Here is a 19619-nt window from a genome sequence, read left to right on the forward strand (position 1 = left end):
AATGCTTACAGCAGATCGTACTGCTTGAGTTTCTTGCGCAGGGTGCCGCGGTTCAGGCCCAGCAGCTCACTGGCCTTGGTCTGGTTGCCCTTGACGTAGTTCATCACGCTCTCGAGCAGCGGCGCCTCGACTTCGGAAAGCACCAGGTTGTACACATCCGTGACGGCAGCGCCCTCAAGGTGGGCGAAATAATTGTGCAGCGCCTTCTCGACGCTCCCGCGAAGGGTCTGGCCTTCTTCGCTGGGCGTGTTGAGGTGCTGTTTCAAATTCACGTTGTCGCTCACGGGTGTTATTCCACTCACTAAAGTCTCGGTCATCATCGTCATGCGGCCACCCCTTCGTCCCCTGTCAGGCTCTTGTAACGTTCGGCGAAAAACGCCTGAACGTCGGCGCATTGTGCTTGCGTACCATCCAAACGATTGAAACGGGCGCGAAACTCCCTGGCGCCCGGCAGGGTTGCGAGATACCAGCCCACATGCTTGCGAGCGATGCGTACGCCCATGACTTCGCCATAGAAGGCGTGCAGCGCGGCCAGATGCTCTAGCAGAATACGTTCCACCTCGGACAATTGCGGCGCAGCGAGCTTTTCGCCGGTGCGCAGGAAATGTTCGATCTCACGAAAAATCCATGGCCGCCCCTGGGCGGCCCGGCCGATCAACAGGCCGTCGGCACCGGTCGCGTCCAGCACGTACCGGGCCTTTTCGGGCGAATCGACATCGCCGTTGGCAAACACCGGAATGGACACCGCCTGCTTGATCGCGGCAATGGTGTCGTACTCGGCTTCGCCGGTGTACAGGTCGGCACGGGTGCGGCCATGCACCGCCAGCGCCGTGATACCTGCCTGTTCGGCGATCTTCGCCACCGTCAGGCCGTTCTTGTTGTCCCGGTCCCAGCCGGTGCGGATCTTCAGGGTCACCGGCACATCGACTGCGGCGACAACCGCCTGCAGGATCTCGGTGACCAGTGCTTCATCCTTCAACAGCGCCGAGCCTGCGGCCTTGTTACAGACCTTCTTCGCCGGGCAGCCCATGTTGATGTCAATGATCTGCGCCCCCAGCTCGACGTTCGCCCGGGCCGCCTCCGCCAGCATCTGTGCGTCGCCACCGGCGATCTGTACCGAGCGGGGCTCGGGATCGCCTTCGTGGATCATGCGCAGACGCGATTTGCGGGTGTTCCACAGACTCATGTCGCTGGTGACCATTTCCGAGACCACGAGACCGGCGCCCAATCGTTTGCACAACTGACGAAAGGGCTGATCGGTAACGCCCGCCATCGGGGCGAGGACCAGACCGTTCTGCAATGTATATGGGCCGATGCGTACCGCCGACATAGGACTTCCCTGAAGTGGGGCCGGATCATGAGACTTCGAAAAAGGGTTGGCATGATACCCGCTCTCGATGACTGGATAAAGGTCGAATTGGATAAAATCTGAACAGCTATTCTGTTATCGCCAGCGGTTTGGTCTGGGTGGGTCGAGTCAGAAAGCTGCCGTCAATCAATCGGCCCTGGCGGCTTCATTCGGGTGAATGAAAGCTCAGGCTGTAGTTCACCGCTTTCGGCCCTGGATCGAGGATATCCAGGGCGATATGGATCGGCGTCTGCGGCGGCATTTCCCCCCGGCCTTCGAGATCGCCGCCCAGGTACTCGCCTGGCTTGAAGCGACGGCTGGCGATCAGGTGACCGTTGAGGTCGGCAAAACGCAACTCCAGCAGCGGGAACGGCTGGGAGAAGGGCGCGCGATTGTAGATGATCGCATCCACCACCAGGGCGCCGCTGAATTCCGGATGGCTGCGCACCACCAGGTTGCTGCTCTTGATCTTGGCGATGTCGACCTTCGACGGGACATCGCAGCCAATGACCGGGCAGACTTGCAGGAACCACGGACGGTACTGGTCCTGGCGGGCCAGTTCTTCGAAATGGTAGGCGATGTACTGGCCGGCCAGCGCTGCCGCGCCGAGCAATATCAACAGGCTCCAGAGCAGGCGACGGCCCCAGGGCGAGCGGCGTTTGCGCCAGTCCAGTTGCAATGGATCATCGTCCAGGTCCTGCAGGGCTTCGGCGCGTATCCCCGGCTCATGGCGCTCGCGCTTCTTGCGCGGCGTTGCCGCAGGCTCCGGTTCGTCATCCAGGTCGTCGGTGGCGGACAGGCGCTCAAGGTGTTCGTGCGGCTCGTCGTCCGGCGTGAGGCTGAGCGGGGCGACGGGTTCGTCGTCCGGCTCCAGGGGCTCAAGGGGCAGGGACAAGGAAGGTTCGGTCCGTGGCGGCCGGGCGGGCTCATGAGGCTCGAACGGCTCGACCGGCATTTGCAGAGCGCCTTCGGCGCGCTCGCCGGGGGCTTCGCTATAGAGGCTGTCGGACCAGGCTTCCTGCTCCTGCGGAAGTTGCTCGCGCTGGGCGCTCAGGTTGTCTTCGCGACGCCGGCCAAAGCTGTCCGGGGCGCGCTTTTCGAGGCGCTCCAGACGCGCCAGCTCCTTGTCCAGGTCATCGAGGTCGAGCTCGGCGGCGCTCCATTGTTTCTGGCTGATGGCGCGGGGCGGCGGTGTATCGACGGCTGGTGCGGCGAGAGGCGCGAGTGGGGGCGCAACGGTCTTGGCCGTGCGCTGCTCGAGCAATTGTCGCGCGGCGTTGAACACCTGCAGGCACGAGCCGCAGCGAACCACCCCGCGTGCCACGCTCAATTGAGCATGGCTGACACGAAAACTGGTGTGGCAATGCGGGCACTGGGTGACGAAGCTGTCGGTCATGCGGCAATCCGGTCGATACAGGCGGCCATTCTAGCGCCGACGTCCAGTGATGCGCACCCAGCCATCGCGATTGGCAATCGGGTCCAGGTCGAAATTCCCCGCATAGGCGGCGGCGACTTCTTCGCCCTGTTCCGCCAGGATGCCCGACAGCGCCAGGCGTCCGCCCGGCTTGACCAGGCTGGACAGCTGCGGTGCCAGCGACACCAGCGGGCCGGCGAGGATGTTGGCCACCAGTACGTCGGCTTGTACTTGGGGCAGGTCTTGGGGCAGATACAGCGGGAAAAGTGCTTCGGCAATGTTGTTGCGTCCGGCGTTGTCGCGGGACGCTTCCAGGGCCTGGACATCAATATCGGTGCCGACCGCTTCCTTGGCGCCCAGCAACAGCGCGGCAATGGCCAGGATCCCCGAACCGCAGCCGAAGTCCAGTACGTGGCAGTCCTTCAGGTCCTGGCCGTCGAGCCACTCCAGGCACAGCGCGGTGGTCGGGTGGGTGCCGGTGCCGAACGCCAGGCCCGGGTCCAGCAGCAGGTTGACCGCTTCCGGCTCCGGTGCGGCATGCCAGCTCGGCACGATCCACAAGCGCTGGCCGAAGCGCATCGGTTGGAAGTTGTCCATCCAGCTGCGTTCCCAATCCTGGTCCTCGATCACTTCGCTGTGGTGCTCGGGTAGCGGGCCGCCGGTCAGCAGCTCCAGGTGAGCAAGCACGCTGGTGGCTTCGGTGCCACCCTCGAACAGGGCCAGCAGGTGGGTGTGAGACCACAGCGGGGTAGTGTTGAGTTCCGGCTCGAAGATCGGCTGGTCTTCGGCATCCATGAAGGTGACCGAAACGGCGCCAACTTCAAGAAAGGCGTCTTCATAGGTTTCGGCTTGTTCCGGGCTGATGGCCAGACGTACTTGCAGCCAAGGCATGGCGGGCACCTTTGGAAAATGATGATTGCAGCCTAGCGGCCAGCGAAGCGCGCAAGTTTACGCGAGCGCAAGGCTTTTGTGGGAGCGAGCTTGCTCGCGAAAGCGGTCTGTCAGTCACATTGATGTCAACTGACATCGCTTTCGCGAGCAGGCTCGCTCCCACAGAGTTTACGAAACCTGCAGAAACGACAAAGCCGCCCGAAGGCGGCTTTGTCTGGTGCGGGTTGAAGCTTAGTGCTTCTCGCCAGCCAGCTTGTGCTCGAGGTAGTGAATGTTCACGCCCCCTTTGCAGAAGCCTTCGTCGCGGGTGAGGTCGCGGTGCAGCGGGATGTTGGTCTTGATCCCGTCCACCACGATCTCGTCCAGCGCATTGCGCATGCGCGCCATGGCTTCGTCGCGGGTTGCCCCGTAAGTGATCAGCTTGCCGATCAACGAGTCGTAGTTCGGCGGAACGGCATAACCGCTGTACAGGTGCGAATCGACGCGAACGCCGTTGCCGCCCGGGGCATGGAAATGCTTGACCGTGCCTGGGCTTGGCATGAAGGTTTTCGGGTCTTCGGCGTTGATCCGGCATTCCAGCGCATGACCGCGGATGACCACGTCATCCTGAGTGAACGACAGCTTGTTGCCAGCGGCGATGCTGAGCATCTCCTTGACGATGTCGATACCGGTGACCATTTCCGAAACCGGATGCTCCACCTGAACGCGGGTGTTCATTTCGATGAAGTAGAAACGACCGTTCTCATACAGGAACTCGAAAGTACCCGCGCCGCGGTAACCGATATCGATGCAGGCCTTGACGCAGCGGGCCAGGACTTCCTGGCGAGCCTGCTCGTCGATGCCTGGTGCCGGCGCTTCTTCGAGGACCTTCTGGTGACGACGCTGCAGCGAGCAATCGCGGTCGCCGAGATGAATCGCCTGGCCTTGGCCGTCGGACAGTACCTGGACCTCGACGTGACGTGGGTTGGTGAGGAATTTTTCCAGATAGACCATCGGGTTGCCGAACGCCGCGCCTGCTTCGGAGCGGGTCAGTTTTGCCGAGGAAATCAGGTCCTCTTCCTTGTGCACCACACGCATGCCGCGACCACCACCGCCGCCAGCGGCCTTGATGATCACCGGATAGCCGACTTCGCGACCGATGCGCAAGGCGGTTTCTTCGTCTTCAGGCAGCGGGCCGTCGGAGCCCGGAACGGTTGGCACGCCGGCAGCGATCATGGCGTGCTTGGCCGAGACCTTGTCGCCCATCAGGCGAATGGTTTCGGCTTTCGGACCGATGAAGGCAAAACCGGAGTTTTCCACCTGTTCGGCGAAGTCGGCGTTTTCCGCGAGGAAACCGTAGCCAGGGTGAATGGCGGTAGCGCCGGTCACTTCGGCGGCGGCGATGATCGCCGGGATGTGCAGGTAGGAGTGCGCAGCCGACGCCGGACCGATGCAGACGGATTCATCCGCCAGGCCCAGGTGCATCAGTTCTTTGTCGGCCTTGGAGTAAACGGCGACGGTCTTGATGCCCATCTCTTTGCAGGCACGCAGAATCCGCAGGGCGATCTCACCGCGGTTAGCGATCAGAACTTTTTCCAACTTCGCAGTCATCAAAGGCTCTCCGCGGTTCAAACGATGGTGAACAGCGGTTGGTCGTACTCAACCGGCTGGCCGTCTTCGACGAGGATGGACTCGATCACACCGCTGGTTTCAGCTTCGATGTGGTTCATCATCTTCATGGCTTCGACGATGCACAGGGTGTCGCCTTTCTTCACGGTCTGGCCAACTTCAACGAAGGACGGCGAGCTCGGGGAAGACTTGCGATAGAACGTGCCCACCATCGGCGAGCGAGCAACGGTGCCGTTCAGCGTCGGCGCGGCCGGTGCGGCAGGTGCCGCGGCGGCAACTGGCGCAGCTGCCGGAGCAGGTGCAGCGGCTGGCGCTTGCATCGGTGCCGGTGCATAGAACTGCTGGGCCGGGGTCTTGCTGTGGCGGCTGATGCGTACGGACTCTTCGCCTTCCTTGATCTCGAGCTCGTCGATGCCGGACTCTTCCAGCAATTCGATCAGTTTCTTAACTTTACGGATATCCATGAATCATCAACTCCCAAGGGTCGGTCAGGGGCGTTTAACGCTTGTTGTTCAAGCTGTTGCCTGTTTTTCAAGCTGCTCTAGAGCGGCCTCCAGGGCCAGTCGGTAACCGCTGGCGCCAAGGCCGCAGATCACGCCTACTGCTACATCGGAGAAGTAGGAGTGATGGCGGAAAGGTTCGCGTTTGTGCACGTTGGACAAATGCACTTCGATGAATGGGATGCTCACTGCCAGCAGCGCGTCACGTAATGCGACGCTCGTATGTGTAAAAGCCGCGGGATTGATCAGAATGAAATCCACGCCTTCGCCGCGCGCGGCATGGATGCGGTCGATCAATTCATATTCGGCATTGCTTTGCAGGTAGAGCAAATGATGGCCGGCGCTACGGGCCCGTTGCTCCAGGTCCTGGTTGATCTGGGCCAGTGTCACGGCGCCATAGACGCCCGGTTCACGGGTGCCCAGCAGGTTCAGGTTGGGTCCGTGCAGGACCAGAAGGGTCGCCATCTGCTGTTCCTTGTTGTCTGTGAGCAGGTGTCAGAACCCGGAGACTATGCCGCAAAGTCTTTGTGACTGTCCAGTTCCCGGCAATAGCCGGCACGTTGACCGATGTTTGCGCGAAGTTTGTGACCATGTATCTGGATTCGGTCACTCACGATCGGAATACTGCGCCACATCTGTGGGAGCGAGCTGGCTCGCTCCCTTTACTCAGCTGGACCAGAATGCAAATAAATACTCACCGCCGTGTAGTCTTCGTCATCGGCGTTTCGGTAGAGGGTATTGCTGTGGTAGGCGTAGATCTCCTTGTCAACCAATACCGTAATCGTCTGTTCCTGAGTGTCTATGGTTACCGAATCATCCCGAGTGACAAGAAATGGCGTCGCGGTTTTCAGTTCGGAAAGTATGTCACCGTCCGCTGCCAGGGTCCGATAGACGTAGTAGCGGTAACTGAAAGGAACCGTCGCTCCGCCACGCTCATCCTTTACGCCGTAGATAAATGCATCCTGGGACAAGGGCTTTCGTAATACGACCTCTGTCAACTCAGGCGTATTTTGACGGAAAAAGCACGTCCAACTGGTGTAAGCCAGCGCGAGGGCAAGCACTGTGCACAAGACAGCGAGAAGGGCAGGTTTTTTAGTAGTTTCTGAATTTGGCATATTTTACCCCTTCCTTGATCCATCGCTGATCTCCCGGATCGTCGCCGAAAGGGGCTTGCCCCCACCATGTCCCGAATTCTGCCGTGGTCGTTCCTGCTCGACTTTGGGCCAGACCTGCTGCCCGTAAAAGAACGTCTTCGCTGAACCCTGCTGCGGTTCCGGTGGCGCCGTAGTTGAAATTTCCGAAGGCTTCATATTCCGCGGATAGTTTCTTGTAGTCCCAAGGGCCACGATTTCTCACTTGGGTATAAAACCAAGAGTAGATAAAAGCCGATCCGGCTTTCAGAACATTTTTCTTATGGTGTGCCACGGCCATGTTTTCCTCGACAGAAACACCGGGTGGCGACGAAGGTACCCTCATTGCATGTTCCTTTTGCAATTTCTTGAAGGGCCGGGAGCCTAGCATGAGGGGGGCTGTTAAAAAATCCGTAACCTTTTTCATGCGACAACGCCTATCAGGGCCCGCCCAAGGAGCCCTGTGACTTTCAACATGGCGCATCGAAAGAAACGCTGACGGGTTCTACGGCAGATGCGCGACCCAGCGGGAGCAAGCTCCCTCGCCACAGGTTCAGTGGGCTTCTGAAATCACACCCGGAACGCCTGCACCGCCGTGTGCAACCGCCCGCCCAGGAGCAGCAGGTTGTCGCCCTGTTCCCGGCCCTGGCCGATGCGCTGCAGGTTATCCCCGCCCAGTTGGTGGATCCGCTCGCTGTGATCGCGGATTTCGCTGACGGCGCCGCTTTGCTGGGCGGTGACATCGGCGATGCGCACCGCCGTATCGGCGATGGTCTGGATCGCCTCGACGATTTTATCCAGTGCACCATCGGCCGCCTGGGCCTGGCTGGCGGTGGCTTCGGCGTGTTCGACCTGGGCGCGCATGCCTTCCACGGACTGGCGTGCAGCCTGCTGCAAACGGGCAATCAGCGCCTGGATCTCGGCCGTGGCGCCTGCGGTGCGTTGGGCCAGGGAGCGGACCTCCTCGGCCACAACCGCAAAGCCGCGGCCCATTTCCCCGGCGCGGGCGGCTTCGATGGCGGCATTGAGGGCCAACAGGTTGGTCTGGTCGGCAATCGAGCGGATGACGGTCAGCACGCCGCCGATGGTCGCCGACTCCTCAGCCAGCTGTTCGATCATTTGCGCATTGCCCTGCACTTCGCCGACGAGCGAGTGCAAGCCGGCGAGGCTCATGCCGATCACTTTCTGGCCTTGCTCCACGGCATGGCCCGCACTGCGACTGGCATCCGCGGCCTGGCTGGCATCGCCGGCCACTTGCTGGATGGTCGCTTCGAGCTCACTGAGGGAGTCGCGGATCAATGCCGTGTCACCGGCCTGGTCTTCGGCACCGCTATGCAATTCGCCACTGAGCTCGGCCAGGGTCCGGCTGCTGCCGGCCACCTGTTCGGCGTTCAGGCGGATGGTACCGACCAGATCCACCAGATAGGCGCGCAGGCGATTGAGCGAGGCTTCGATGTCCTGCAATTCACGGTTGCTGGCGCCGACACGGATATCGCCACTGAAATCGCCTTCGGCCCAAGTGGAAAGGGCCGGCGCCAGGCGGGTCAAGGTCCGGGCCAGGCGTCGCTGCAAGGTATCGATAAGAAGGGCGATCAGCAGAATCAGACCGATCATCACCCCTTGGATGACCCGTACTTCGCCCTGGATCTGCCCATGTTGGGCACGGACCGCAGGCTCCATGGCGTCGATTGCCTGTTGCACATCGGTGGTTTTCAAGTGCGTGGCATCGGCCAGCTCGGTGCGTTTCTGGATCAGTTCGCGCGTGCGCGCCAGTTCCGCGGGATAACGCCCGAGCAGGCTGTTGAGTTCGCGCTTGAGGGCAATCCCGGCGTCTTCGGCGGCGGCCTTTTCCTCGGTTTCCAGACCCATCAACGCGGCGAAGTCATCGCTGCCCGATTCGTTGCTGGCGGTGACGCCGAGCAGCGGCAGACTGTTCAGTTGCTGGGCCTGGGTGCGGACGTTGGCCAGTTCCCGTTCGACATCGGCGGCGAGTTCACTGCGGCCGCTGCTGACCAGTTTGTCCCGGGCGAGGGACAACCGGCCCAAATGCTGTGAGGCAGCAAACAGCGGCGGCAGATAAGCCGGCGCGCCGTTGGCGTACTGGGCAAGTTGGTCCAGGCTGGCGCTCAGCTCACGTTCAGCCTGCAACAACAGGGCCTGTGGATCAGCCGCCAGTTTGCCGGCGGCCAGCAGGTCGGTCTTGCTGAAACCGTCAAGGTTCGACAGGCTCGGGCTTAGCGTCCTGGCCAGGTCCGGCGGGAACTGGTCCAGATCTTTTTGCAGGGTTTCCAGGGCCTGGGTGGCTGCGCTGAGGCGCAAGGCGTCGCCGCTGGCCAGGTAATCTTCGATGTTGCGCGCCACTTCGCCCTGGAACTGCCGCGACAGGCCCAGGTAGCGTTCCATCAGCAGATAAGGACGCTCCAAGGCAATCTGCGACCACCATAGGGTGGCGCCGAGGCCAAGGCATACGGCAACTAAAAGAACAGTGTTGAGGTTGGTCAGCAGCTTCAGGCGCATCAAGGGTCTACCGGGGGCAGAATCGTAAGTGCCTGAAGTTATTGCGTTTGCGTTACACGTTTATGACCGAATCAGTCGATTCCGATGAAAAAGTGGCACTTTGCTTTGATTGCCTGGCGCTCTGCACCCGATTGCGCCCGGCGTGCTTGGCACGGTACAGCGCCTCGTCCGCCTGGCTGGCCATCATCAGGCTGTCGGACTCTTCGCTCATCTCTACCACCCCGGCGCTGAAGGTGCACCACAAGTCCTGGGGTTGGGCCGGGTAGTGAATCTCGGCAAAGCGCTGGCGGATTTCGTCCAGCACTGTGCAGGCGGCATCAATATCGGTGTCGGGCATGACGATGGCGAACTCTTCGCCGCCGTACCGGCCGATGAAATCGGTCTTGCGCAAGCGTTGCTTGAGAAAGAGCGCCAGGCTCTTGATCACCCGGTCGCCCATGGGGTGGCCGTGGCTGTCGTTGACCCGTTTGAAATGGTCGATATCGAGCATGGCGAAGCTCAAGGGCTTGCCCTCACGGCGGGCGCGGAAGCTGCAGTCTTCGAGCAATTGCAGGATATGGGTGTGGTTGTACAAGCCGGTGAGGCTGTCGCGCACCATCCGCGCCTTGAGATTGCGGGCCCGTGCTGCACGGTTGCGCACGGTGGTGATCAGGTGCCTGGGCTTGATCGGTTTGGTCAGGAAGTCATCACCGCCCTCGCTCATGGCGTCGAGCTGTTTGTCCAGGTCGTCTTCGGCGGACAGGTAAATGATCGGCACGCTGACGTAGCGGTCGTTGTGGCGGATCACCTTGGCCAGTTCCGTACCGGTGCAGGCGGGCATGTACATGTCGAGGATGATCAGGTCGGGCTGGAAGTCCGCCAGCTCGGCCATGGCCTGGATCGGCTCGATTAGCGTGCGCGTGACAATGCCGGCGCTGTTGAGCAGGCGTTCGGTGTGCAGGGCCTGGGCGCGGGAGTCATCGATGATCAACACTTTGTAGGGTTCGTACTGGGCGACGCAGGTCAGCACTTCGATTTTTTCCAGCAGGCTCGAGGCCTCCAGCGTGCCGGTGAGAAACTCCTGCCCGCCGGCGCGCACGGCGGCCAGCCGCGTTGGTGTATCGGTTTCCAGCAAACTGAAAAACAATAGCGGCAGTGGTTGATCCAGGCCTTCCTGGGCTTGGGCCGCCAGCTTCAGGCCCACGCCCGGGCCGCTGAAATCCACGTCCATGACAATGGCCGCAGGCAGGCGCTCGACCATCGCGGCCCGGAATGCAGCGACGCTGTCCAGGGACTGGGCGCTGAGGCCGAAGAATTCCAGTTGCTTGGCCAGCCGTTCGGCGCGGTCATGGTCTTGCAGCAATATGTAGATGGGCTTGCGCAGCGGCGGCAGGAAGGTTTGCTCGAGCTGGTCGCCATGGCGCAAGCCGGTGCGGGACAGGCGTTGCATCAAGCGATTGATTTCGGTGATCAGCTGGCTGCTCAAGCGCCCGCGATTGGCGTCTACCGCTTGCAACGACTGGCCGATACCTTGGGCAAGCTGGCAATGCTCAGGTTGCTCGAAACGCTCGGCAAAGCGCAGCAGGCGCAGATTGGCTTCACTGAGCTCCGACAGGTCGGTACTCGACCATTCGCTGCGTTGCAGGCGCTGCCATATCTCCAGGATCTGGCGAGCCTGATGAATTACCCGCTGGGCAAAGTGGTGCTTGAGGCGCTCGCGGCTGGGGTCTTCTGGCTCGGTCATATCCTGACTACTAGTTAGGGGGCATGCTGAGATCGACTGGTGGCTCTATGCTAGCACCTCTTTTCCCTTACATGAGTGTTCTACATCAATAATCTGCCAGGAGGCGCCATTCAGTTTCTGACCTGTCGGTCTGGAATTGCCTTTGCGGACGTGGTGACGGCCCTATAAGTAAAGGTCTTCAGGGGTTTCCAATAGCCGATCCAAGCTATTTCGGTACGGCACAACGACGCGGCTTCGGGATGTTGCTTGCGCTTTTCTCCGACGTTGTTTCTTCAATTTTCCAGCGGATGAGGTTCAGGGATTCCCCTAGGCGGGTCTTTGTCTCGTGGCGGTAATTCTCCGATAAGTCCAACGACGGATGCCGGCCAAGGCACGTTGATGTAAGGTTGTGGTCGAACCGTGAACTCAAGTGATTGAAGGGATATCGCCATGCTGGACTGGAAGAACCGCGCGGGCAGCGCGCCTGAACGCGCCGCCGAACCGAAATCGGACACCCGCAGCTATCTGGGTGGGCTGTTTTTCAGTCGGGCGCTGGCCACGCTCATTGGCCTTTACCTGCTGGTGACTATTGCGGTCGGCTGGTATTGGAGCCAGGAGCCCGAGTTGTTTCCGGTACAGCAGAACGCCCAGGCAGCGGCCGAGAAGGATGGCCGGCAGATGGTGGTCGGCTACACCACCGTGGAAACCCTCAAGACCGTCGCCGGAACCTTGCTGACCAAGCAGGGCGGCTACATTTCCAACGACCGCTTCCCGCCAGGCCTGTGGATGGACAACATGCCCAGTTGGGAATACGGCGTGCTGGTGCAGGTCCGCGACCTGAGCCGTGCCCTGCGCAAGGACTTTGCCCGTTCCCAGTCGCAGTCCGCCGAAGACGCCGACCTGGCCAAGGCCGAGCCGCGCTTCAACTTCGACAACCGCAGTTGGGTGCTGCCGTCCAGCGAATCGGAATACCAGGAAGGCATCAATTCCTTGAGCCGTTATCAGGCGCGCCTGTCCGATCCAAGTCAGAAAAGCGCGTTGTTCTACGCCCGCGCCGACAACCTGAACAACTGGCTGGGGGATGTCGGTACGCGCCTGGGGTCGCTGTCCCAGCGCCTGTCCGCCAGCGTCGGCCGGGTCAAGCTCAACACCTCGCTGAAGACCGAGGTCCCGGCGCCAGGCCAGGTGCCGCAGGTTGACGAAGAGGTGGTCGAGACACCTTGGCTGCAAATCGACAACGTGTTCTACGAGGCTCGTGGCCAAGCCTGGGCGCTGTCTCACTTGTTGCGCGCCATCGAGGTGGATTTCGCAGACGTGCTGGCGAAGAAGAACGCGACGGTCAGCGTGCGGCAGATCATTCGCGAACTGGAGGCTTCACAGGAGCCGATCTGGAGCCCGATGATTCTCAACGGCAGCGGCTTCGGGGTGTTGGCGAACCACTCGCTGGTCATGGCCAACTATATTTCTCGCGCCAATGCGGCGGTGATTGACCTGCGGCAATTGCTCAACCAGGGCTGAAGGATGGACGAAAGCACCCGGGAGGACGCTCATCGAGTGGCCTCGGATGCCGAGCTGATCGCTTGGGTCGACGAAGACGACAATCTGCTCGGCAGCCTGGTGCGCTCGGATCTGCGCGAGCGAGGCCTGATCGGACGCGGCACCTACATCATGCTGTTCAATTCGGCGGGCGAGCTGTGCGTTCATCGAAGGACTTTGAGCAAGGCTATTTACCCCGGCTATTGGGATGTCGCGGCAGGGGGAATGGTGCAGGCCCACGAGACGTACGCCGAGTCGGCGGCGCGCGAGCTGGCCGAAGAATTAGGCGTGAGCGGCGTCGAATTGGTCGCCCACGATCATTTCTATTTTGAAGACGCTGGCAGTCGCCTGTGGTGCGCGGCGTTTTCTGCCGTGTGGGACGGGCCGTTGGTCCTGCAACCGGAAGAAGTCCTGGAAGCGCGCTTTCTGCCCGTCGAGCAGGTGCTCGATGAAATCCGCCACAGACCGTATTGCCCGGACTCCCTGGCGGCGCTTGGGCGCTATTTGCGCGCCCGTGAGCGCGGCGTCGCAAAGAAGCTGTAAATTGGCGCTGATTGGCCCTTAGCAAGTGGGCTTTTTGTCGTTACACTGCGCGACTTTTCAAGCTTGGCCGACTTCGTTCGGTCCAGCTGCGCTGCCCCTGCCTGAGTGGGGCTTCGCGGTCGAGGCACTTTCGCCCCTCGACCAGTCTTTGTCCTCCGAAGAGGATTGCCGGTGGCCAAAAAAGCCGCATCCTTCGCCGCCCTGGGCGGCCTGGTATTTTCTACCGACGCCGGTCGTCATTGCCCTGATTGCCGCCAGCCGGTGGATGCCTGCATCTGCAAACAGACCGCCATACCCGCCGGGGATGGCATTGCTCGCGTACGCCGCGAAAGCAAAGGCCGAGGTGGCAAGACGGTGACCACAGTAACCGGCGTGCCGCTGGCCGAGGACGCGCTCAAAGATCTCGCAACGACGCTGAAAAAGCGCTGTGGTACCGGCGGCGCGTTGAAGGATGGCGTCATCGAGATCCAGGGCGATCACGTCGAGCTCTTGCTGGCGGAACTCACCCGACACGGTTTCAAGGCAAAGAAGTCCGGCGGCTAGCAGCTTCTGTGAAACCCACCCTGGCTTGATCCGAACCCCGGTTTGCGATCGCCCACATGGTTTTCACAGAGCCTGTTCTGAACGGGGTTCTAAACTCAGCGCTGCGGGCAGGGTCTACCTGCTTACAGGCAAATCGTCATTTCCATTCTCTAGACTGCGCCAGCCTCCGACCGGATGGTGCATTTTGACTTCTTTATAGGGGACTTCGATGTCCGTACGACGCACACGCAAAGACGATGGCAGCCAATGGACAGTTGCGGACAGCCGCAGCGTTTATGGGATCCGCCATTGGGGGGCCGGGTATTTCGCGATCAATGAAGCCGGTCGCGTCGAAGTCCGTCCGAACGGCCCCGACAGTTCGCCGATCGATTTGTACGAGCAAGTCGACCAGTTGCGCCAGAGTGGCCTTTCGTTGCCGTTGTTGGTGCGCTTCCCCGATATCCTGCAAGATCGGGTGCGTCAGCTCACCGGCGCCTTCGACAGCAACATTGCACGCCTGGAATACCAGAGCCAGTACACCGCGCTTTACCCGATCAAGGTAAACCAGCAGGAGGCGGTGATCGAAAACATCATCGCCACCCAGAATGTCTCCATCGGCCTGGAAGCCGGTTCCAAGCCCGAGTTGCTGGCGGTGCTGGCCTTGGCGCCAAAGGGCGGGACCATCGTCTGCAATGGCTACAAGGACCGCGAGTTCATCCGCCTGGCGCTGATGGGCCAGAAGCTGGGTCACAACGTCTTCATCGTGATCGAGAAAGAGTCCGAAGTCGGCTTGGTAATCGAAGAGGCTGCGTCGCTCAAGGTCAAGCCGCAGGTCGGTCTGCGGGTGCGCCTGTCGTCCCTGGCGTCGAGCAAATGGGCCGATACCGGTGGCGAAAAATCCAAGTTCGGCTTGTCCGCAGCGCAGTTGTTGTCGGTGGTCGAGCGCTTCCGCGGCGCCGGCCTCGACCAGGGCATCCGCCTGCTGCACTTCCACATGGGCTCGCAGATCGCCAACCTGGCGGACTACCAGCATGGTTTCAAGGAAGCGATCCGTTACTACGGTGAGCTGCGCAACCTCGGCCTGCCGGTGGATCACATCGATGTCGGCGGCGGTCTGGGCGTGGACTACGACGGTACGCACTCGCGCAACGCCAGCTCGATCAACTACGACATGGACGATTACGCCGGGGTCGTGGTGGGGATGCTCAAGGAGTTCTGCGATGCGCAGAGCCTGCCGCACCCGCACATCTTTTCCGAGAGCGGCCGCTCGTTGACCGCCCACCACGCGATGCTGGTGGTCCAGGTCACCGACGTCGAGAAGCACCATGACGATGTGCCGGTGATCGAAAACAAGGAAAGCCTGCCGGAAACCGTGCAATGGCTGGTGGACCTGCTGGGCCCGACCGATATCGAGATGGTCACCGAGACCTACTGGCGTGCCACCCATTACATGAGCGACGTGGCTGCGCAGTACGCCGATGGCAAGCTGACCCTGGCGGAAAAAGCCCTGGCCGAGCAGTGCTACTTCGCCGTGTGCCGTCGTCTGCACAACTCGCTGAAGGCGCGTCAGCGCTCGCACCGTCAGGTGCTCGATGAGCTCAACGACAAGCTGGCCGACAAGTACATCTGCAACTTCTCGGTGTTCCAGAGTTTGCCGGACACCTGGGCGATCGGCCAGGTGTTGCCGATCCTGCCGTTGCATCGTCTCGATGAAGAGCCACTGCGCCGCGCCGTGCTGCAAGACCTGACCTGCGATTCCGACGGCAAGATCAAGCAATACGTCGATGAGCAGAGCATCGAGACCAGCCTGCCGGTCCATTCGCTCAATCCGGGCGAAGACTATCTGCTGGGCATTTTCCTGGTGGGTGCCTACCAGGAAATCCTCGGTGATATGCACAACCTGTTTGGTGACACCGATTCGGTGAACATCTACCAGAACGCCGACGGCAGCGTGTACCACGCCGGTATCGAAACCCACGACACCATCGAGGACATGTTGCGCTACGTGCACCTGTCGCCGGAGGAGCTGATGACTCACTACCGTGACAAGTGCGCCAGCGCCCGGATCACGGCGGCCGAACGCACCCAGTTCCTGGATGCCCTGCGTCTCGGGTTGACTCGTTCCTCCTACCTGTCTTCCTGACAGGGCAATAGCGCCAAGCGCAACGCCCTCCGGGGCTGTCAGAAAATACGTCGCATGCCGCGGGTATTTTCGGACAGTTCCGGAGGGCGTTTTGATTTGCGCTGTGGAAATTTCCTCACACGGGGGCAGCTAATCGGAAAGGTCCTTATTTCGTGTAGTCCCGTTCCTTACTTGTACTTGGCCCCTCTACTCGACCCAGGCTCTCGGCCAGAATGCCCGGTCGCCCCCTCCTGTAGAGAAATGCCGATGTCCTGTCCAGCCCGCGAGTCATCATTTCGTCTGGAGATAGCCGGTCTGCCCGAGTCCTTTGTTGTCGTGGCCTTCACCGGCAATGAAAACATCAGCGAACCTTTCCTGTTCGAGGTGGAACTGGTGACCAGTGACACGCCGCTGGACCTGGCGGGCCTGCTGTACCGCAGCGTCTGGTTGAGTTTCGGGAGCTGCGGCCGGGGCATTCACGGACAGCTCCACGAAGTTGTGCAGCACCGTCATGGAGGTAATTGCCATGTGCGCATCGAGCCGAAGCTTGCATACCTGGCGCAGCGCTTCAGCCAGCGGGTGTTCAGTGGCCGCTCGGTACCGCAGATCATTCGCCAGGTCTTGAGCGGGCACGGCATCGGCGGGCGCGGGCTGTGCCTGGACTTGAGCGGTGATTTTGCGACGCGGGATGTCTGTAGCCAATACCGGGAGTCCGACCTGCAATTTCTGCAGAGGATATGCGCCGAGTCTGGTATCCGGTTCCATTTCGAGCATGCCCGGGATGGGCACTGCCTGGTTTTCTCCGATGCGCCGGGCAGTGTCTTTTCCGCTGGCGAGGTTATCTTCGGCGGTGACGGCCAGGCCGACGCCGTGCACGCCTTCAGCGCTCAGGCTGGCTTCGAGGGTATCGGCATACAGGCCGCCGAGGGCCAGAGCGATCTGATGCACTTGCACAGCGGGCAGACCCTGAGCCTGACCGCTCACCCTTTCAAGGACTGGAACCGGCGCTGGTTATTGACCAGGGTCGAGCATCGTGGCCAGTCAGGTCGATATGCCAACCGGTTCCGGGCTATTCCCTTCGCGCTGTCGTTCGTGGCAGACAAGGTGCCTGCGAAGCCGGTCATGGTGAGCCGGCAACGCGGATGGGTGGTAGACGTGGATGAGCCTGCGGATCAGGTGCCTGGGCGAGTGGCGGTGCAGTTCGACTGGGTCTATCAAGGGGAAGGGGCCAGCGCCAGCCATTGCTGGCTGCCGTTGGCGCCTGAGCTGGCGGCCTGCGCAGGCGATCGGATTCGTGAGGGCACCGAGGTCCTGGTGAGCTTTATCGAGGGTGACCCGGATCGCCCGCTTATCTGTGCCTTTCTCGGCCCACCGCCCCTCATTGGCACACAGCCAGCGCCAGCCAGTGCGAGTTTGTCAGAAACACCCGGGACGCCTGGGGTTGATGACCACCTGTTGTCTGCAGTGCGCGGTGGCGAGCCGCTGTTCCTGCTGTGCCTGTTGCCCGGCGGAGGGGCGTTCCACCCCTGCGCCCAGGCGGTGTGCATCTGCCGCCTGGTGACGCAACGTGGTGCGGGCGCAGCGCCATGAACGCTGCCGCCATGCCGGGGGCCACGCCGCAATGGCTGCTGCTCGACGCGCCGAACGGCCCCGGAGCCGCGCTGCGCCTGCGGGAGCAATTTGCCGAGGCACGGCACTTTCTTCTGTTCGAAAACACCGATCTTCACGAACTGAGGGACGATGGCCCGCTATTGGTTGATCTGCAGCGATCGCCAGCGCTGGCCAGTCTGTGCCATCTCGATAGCCGGTCCTGGCCGGGGTTGTTGATAGTGAGCGCTGCGCCTGCCGAAGTATTGCTGACGCATTTGCGGCGCATGCTGACGGTCACGCTGGGCCTGCACTACAAGGCTTTGTTGAGCTATTACAACCCGCACACCGCGAGTTATTTTTTTGATGGTTGCGACGCTCGGGAACTCAGTTGCTGGCTGGGGCCGATCAGCCTTCTGCGCTGGTTCGGAGGCACCTGGGCTGATCGGACCATGGGCTCGGAGGGCTGGCAACAGCTCGCCAATCCTGGCTTGTCGGTGCCGGCTCTGGAGAACGAGCCGGGCCTCAGTGACAGGCAACAAAGCCAGTTGCAGGCGTGTGTATTGGAGCGTCATGTCTGGCGTTGGTCCTGCTCCATTGGGCATGACTACTGGTCGCTCTGGGAATATTTGCAGCAAGGATTGGCGCTGGGGTTCAGCGAACAGAGCGCCCTCGACGGCTGGTTGTGGCTACGCTTGCAATACCCTGATGCTCAGCCAGCGCCGGAGCTGGCTGGCGGCTCGCAACACGAGCGTCTGGAGCAGTTGCGGCGGCTATGGCAAGGCAACCAGGATTGAAGGCCTCACCGGGCATTGCCACCGAGCCAGCTGTCGTGTCGTTGCAAACGCCAGGCGAAGGTACCGAGCGTCAGGCTGCGCAAGGCCATGAACAGCAGGAAAGTGATCCACAGGCCGTGATTGCCCAATCCTTGCAGGACCCAGGCGAACGGCAACGTCAGTAGCAGGGTCAGGAGCATGCCGTTGCGCATTTCCCGGGCGCGGGTGGCGCCGATGAACAGGCCATCGAGCAGGTAGCTCGATACCGCAATCAACGGTAACGCCGCCAGATAAGGCAAGTAGTGGTAAGCGGTGTTCCGCACTTCGGCGATGTCGGTCTGCATGTCGATGAACAAATGCCCAGCAAGCAGGAACAGCAGGGCAAACCCGAGGCTGGCAATCAGTGACCAGCCGCTGGCAACGACCAGCGCACGGCGCAGGGCCAGGCGGTCGCGAGCCCCAATAGCGTGGCCGCACAGTGCTTCCACGGCGTGGGCCAGGCCGTCCAGGGCGTGGGCCGTCAGCAGCAGGCCGTTGAGCAGCAGGGCATTGGCGGCCACGGTCGCATCGCCCAGACGCGCGCCTTGCACCGTGATCAGGAAAAACACCGATTGCAGCACCAGGCTGCGGATGAAAATGTCCCGGTTCACCGCCAGCAACGGTCGCCAGCTCTGCCACAAGCCCAGCGCCGCCCAGGCTATCTGCCCAGGCCAGTTGCGCAGGGTGTTGCGCGCCAGGGCCAGGCCTACCAGCGCGCCCGTCCATTCGGCGATGACCGACGCCCTGGCCGAACCGGTCACGCCCCAGTCCAGGCCGATCACGAACCAGAGGTTCAAGGCGATGTTCACCAGGTTGGTCACCAGCAGGATCGCCAGCGGCGCGCGGGCGTTCTGGGCGCCGAGGAACCAGCCGACCAGCGCATAGCTGGCCAGCGCCGCAGGCAAGCCGAAAAGGCGAGTGTGGAAGAAATCGCGGGTCAACTGGTTGAGCTCGGCGGACGGTTGCATGAAGTGCAGCGCCACGTCGCTCAAGGGAATGCCGACGGCACCGAGCAGCACCGCCAGCCCCATCGCCAGCAGCAGGCCCTGTAACAACACCTGGCGCAACGCCGCGCCGTCGGCACGCCCGGCCGCCTGGGCGGCGAACCCGGTGGTGCCCATGCGCAGGAAACCCATGGCCCATGCCAGCACCGTATACAGACTCGCTCCGACCGCCACTGCGCCTAACTGATGGGCATGGGGCAAATGGCCGATGACGGTGCTGTCCACCAGCGCCACCAGCGGCACGGAAATGTTCGAGAGAATCATCGGCGCAGCCAGCGCCCAGACCCGGCGATGAGTAAGGCGGTCGCGCCAGTCGGTAATCAGCTTGGGCATGCGGGCTCCTTGAAAGGAGCGCGATTGTAGCGGGTTATTGCAGCGTT

Annotated in this window: 18 protein-coding genes; 6 read left to right on the top strand and 12 right to left on the bottom strand. The window is 61.6% G+C overall.

Going from position 1 to position 19619, the window contains the following annotated elements:
- Nucleotides 1-5 precede the first annotated feature (5 nt).
- The 11 genes from fis to M1E16_RS03030 all read right to left on the bottom strand — a co-directional run bounded on the left by fis (nucleotide 6) and on the right by M1E16_RS03030 (nucleotide 11131).
- The gene (fis, locus tag M1E16_RS02980; protein WP_025211617.1) at nucleotides 6-326 is read right to left on the bottom strand and encodes a DNA-binding transcriptional regulator Fis; all 321 of its coding nucleotides are present in this window, start codon (nucleotides 324-326) and stop codon (nucleotides 6-8) included.
- Nucleotides 323-1330, bottom strand: a complete 1008-nt coding sequence (dusB, locus tag M1E16_RS02985) for a tRNA dihydrouridine synthase DusB (protein WP_434569938.1) — start codon at nucleotides 1328-1330, stop codon at nucleotides 323-325. The genes fis and dusB overlap by 4 nt, the downstream gene beginning before the upstream one ends.
- Before the next feature lie 184 nt (nucleotides 1331-1514).
- On the bottom strand, nucleotides 1515-2744 hold the full coding sequence (locus M1E16_RS02990; RefSeq protein WP_458129167.1) for a DUF3426 domain-containing protein: 1230 nt from the start codon (nucleotides 2742-2744) through the stop codon (nucleotides 1515-1517).
- A gap of 30 nt (nucleotides 2745-2774) precedes the next feature.
- Entirely contained in the window at nucleotides 2775-3653 is an 879-nt protein-coding gene (gene prmA / locus M1E16_RS02995) for a 50S ribosomal protein L11 methyltransferase (RefSeq protein ID WP_458129168.1), read from the bottom strand.
- A 231-nt stretch (nucleotides 3654-3884) separates the two neighbouring features.
- Nucleotides 3885-5243: an acetyl-CoA carboxylase biotin carboxylase subunit gene (gene accC, locus M1E16_RS03000; protein WP_007971365.1), complete on the bottom strand. Its 1359-nt coding sequence runs from the start codon at nucleotides 5241-5243 to the stop codon at nucleotides 3885-3887.
- 17 nt (nucleotides 5244-5260) lie between these two features.
- Nucleotides 5261-5725 (bottom strand): acetyl-CoA carboxylase biotin carboxyl carrier protein, encoded by a 465-nt coding sequence (gene accB, locus M1E16_RS03005; RefSeq protein WP_053118072.1) that lies wholly within the window; start codon nucleotides 5723-5725, stop codon nucleotides 5261-5263.
- A 48-nt stretch (nucleotides 5726-5773) separates the two neighbouring features.
- On the bottom strand, nucleotides 5774-6226 hold the full coding sequence (aroQ, locus tag M1E16_RS03010) for a type II 3-dehydroquinate dehydratase (protein WP_305497076.1): 453 nt from the start codon (nucleotides 6224-6226) through the stop codon (nucleotides 5774-5776).
- A gap of 197 nt (nucleotides 6227-6423) precedes the next feature.
- Entirely contained in the window at nucleotides 6424-6876 is a 453-nt protein-coding gene (locus M1E16_RS03015) for a hypothetical protein (protein WP_458129169.1), read from the bottom strand.
- Entirely contained in the window at nucleotides 6854-7318 is a 465-nt protein-coding gene (locus M1E16_RS03020) for a polymorphic toxin type 44 domain-containing protein (RefSeq protein ID WP_458129170.1), read from the bottom strand. Before M1E16_RS03020 ends, M1E16_RS03015 begins: the two co-directional genes overlap by 23 nt.
- 143 nt (nucleotides 7319-7461) lie before the next feature.
- Nucleotides 7462-9408 carry a methyl-accepting chemotaxis protein gene (locus M1E16_RS03025; RefSeq protein WP_434699388.1) on the bottom strand — a complete coding sequence of 649 codons (1947 nt, stop codon included), beginning with the start codon at nucleotides 9406-9408 and terminating at the stop codon, nucleotides 7462-7464.
- 52 nt (nucleotides 9409-9460) lie between these two features.
- The gene (locus M1E16_RS03030) at nucleotides 9461-11131 is read right to left on the bottom strand and encodes a diguanylate cyclase (RefSeq protein WP_434569935.1); all 1671 of its coding nucleotides are present in this window, start codon (nucleotides 11129-11131) and stop codon (nucleotides 9461-9463) included.
- Nucleotides 11132-11560: 429 nt separating this feature from the next.
- Between M1E16_RS03030 and M1E16_RS03035 the strand changes: the two genes are divergently transcribed.
- The 6 genes from M1E16_RS03035 to M1E16_RS03060 all read left to right on the top strand — a co-directional run bounded on the left by M1E16_RS03035 (nucleotide 11561) and on the right by M1E16_RS03060 (nucleotide 18217).
- On the top strand, nucleotides 11561-12628 hold the full coding sequence (locus M1E16_RS03035; RefSeq protein ID WP_434569934.1) for a DUF2333 family protein: 1068 nt from the start codon (nucleotides 11561-11563) through the stop codon (nucleotides 12626-12628).
- Between the two features lie 3 nt (nucleotides 12629-12631).
- On the top strand, nucleotides 12632-13189 hold the full coding sequence (locus M1E16_RS03040) for an NUDIX hydrolase (protein WP_458129171.1): 558 nt from the start codon (nucleotides 12632-12634) through the stop codon (nucleotides 13187-13189).
- 171 nt (nucleotides 13190-13360) lie between these two features.
- Nucleotides 13361-13732: a translation initiation factor Sui1 gene (locus tag M1E16_RS03045; RefSeq protein ID WP_458129172.1), complete on the top strand. Its 372-nt coding sequence runs from the start codon at nucleotides 13361-13363 to the stop codon at nucleotides 13730-13732.
- Nucleotides 13733-13940: 208 nt separating this feature from the next.
- Entirely contained in the window at nucleotides 13941-15854 is a 1914-nt protein-coding gene (speA, locus tag M1E16_RS03050) for an arginine decarboxylase (RefSeq protein ID WP_039593533.1), read from the top strand.
- A gap of 246 nt (nucleotides 15855-16100) precedes the next feature.
- Entirely contained in the window at nucleotides 16101-17423 is a 1323-nt protein-coding gene (locus tag M1E16_RS03055) for a type VI secretion system Vgr family protein (protein ID WP_458129173.1), read from the top strand.
- Entirely contained in the window at nucleotides 17420-18217 is a 798-nt protein-coding gene (locus M1E16_RS03060) for a DUF4123 domain-containing protein (protein ID WP_458129174.1), read from the top strand. Before M1E16_RS03055 ends, M1E16_RS03060 begins: the two co-directional genes overlap by 4 nt.
- 5 nt (nucleotides 18218-18222) lie before the next feature.
- Here M1E16_RS03060 and M1E16_RS03065 read toward each other — a convergent pair whose 3' ends face one another.
- Nucleotides 18223-19572 (bottom strand): MATE family efflux transporter, encoded by a 1350-nt coding sequence (locus tag M1E16_RS03065; protein WP_458129175.1) that lies wholly within the window; start codon nucleotides 19570-19572, stop codon nucleotides 18223-18225.
- Nucleotides 19573-19619: the final 47 nt, after the last annotated feature.

Source organism: Pseudomonas sp. Z2-11, from assembly GCF_054161305.1.

Bases quoted from the DNA above. Each gene is read 5' to 3' on its own strand.
- fis (WP_025211617.1), bottom strand. From the start codon at position 326: ATGACGATGATGACCGAGACTTTAGTGAGTGGAATAACACCCGTGAGC.
- dusB (WP_434569938.1), bottom strand. From the start codon at position 1,330: ATGTCGGCGGTACGCATCGGCCCATATACATTGCAGAACGGTCTGGTC.
- M1E16_RS02990 (WP_458129167.1), bottom strand. From the start codon at position 2,744: ATGACCGACAGCTTCGTCACCCAGTGCCCGCATTGCCACACCAGTTTT.
- prmA (WP_458129168.1), bottom strand. From the start codon at position 3,653: ATGCCTTGGCTGCAAGTACGTCTGGCCATCAGCCCGGAACAAGCCGAA.
- accC (WP_007971365.1), bottom strand. From the start codon at position 5,243: ATGACTGCGAAGTTGGAAAAAGTTCTGATCGCTAACCGCGGTGAGATC.
- accB (WP_053118072.1), bottom strand. From the start codon at position 5,725: ATGGATATCCGTAAAGTTAAGAAACTGATCGAATTGCTGGAAGAGTCC.
- aroQ (WP_305497076.1), bottom strand. From the start codon at position 6,226: ATGGCGACCCTTCTGGTCCTGCACGGACCCAACCTGAACCTGCTGGGC.
- M1E16_RS03015 (WP_458129169.1), bottom strand. From the start codon at position 6,876: ATGCCAAATTCAGAAACTACTAAAAAACCTGCCCTTCTCGCTGTCTTG.
- M1E16_RS03020 (WP_458129170.1), bottom strand. From the start codon at position 7,318: ATGAAAAAGGTTACGGATTTTTTAACAGCCCCCCTCATGCTAGGCTCC.
- M1E16_RS03025 (WP_434699388.1), bottom strand. From the start codon at position 9,408: ATGCGCCTGAAGCTGCTGACCAACCTCAACACTGTTCTTTTAGTTGCC.
- M1E16_RS03030 (WP_434569935.1), bottom strand. From the start codon at position 11,131: ATGACCGAGCCAGAAGACCCCAGCCGCGAGCGCCTCAAGCACCACTTT.
- M1E16_RS03035 (WP_434569934.1), top strand. From the start codon at position 11,561: ATGCTGGACTGGAAGAACCGCGCGGGCAGCGCGCCTGAACGCGCCGCC.
- M1E16_RS03040 (WP_458129171.1), top strand. From the start codon at position 12,632: ATGGACGAAAGCACCCGGGAGGACGCTCATCGAGTGGCCTCGGATGCC.
- speA (WP_039593533.1), top strand. From the start codon at position 13,941: ATGTCCGTACGACGCACACGCAAAGACGATGGCAGCCAATGGACAGTT.
- M1E16_RS03055 (WP_458129173.1), top strand. From the start codon at position 16,101: ATGTCCTGTCCAGCCCGCGAGTCATCATTTCGTCTGGAGATAGCCGGT.
- M1E16_RS03060 (WP_458129174.1), top strand. From the start codon at position 17,420: ATGAACGCTGCCGCCATGCCGGGGGCCACGCCGCAATGGCTGCTGCTC.
- M1E16_RS03065 (WP_458129175.1), bottom strand. From the start codon at position 19,572: ATGCCCAAGCTGATTACCGACTGGCGCGACCGCCTTACTCATCGCCGG.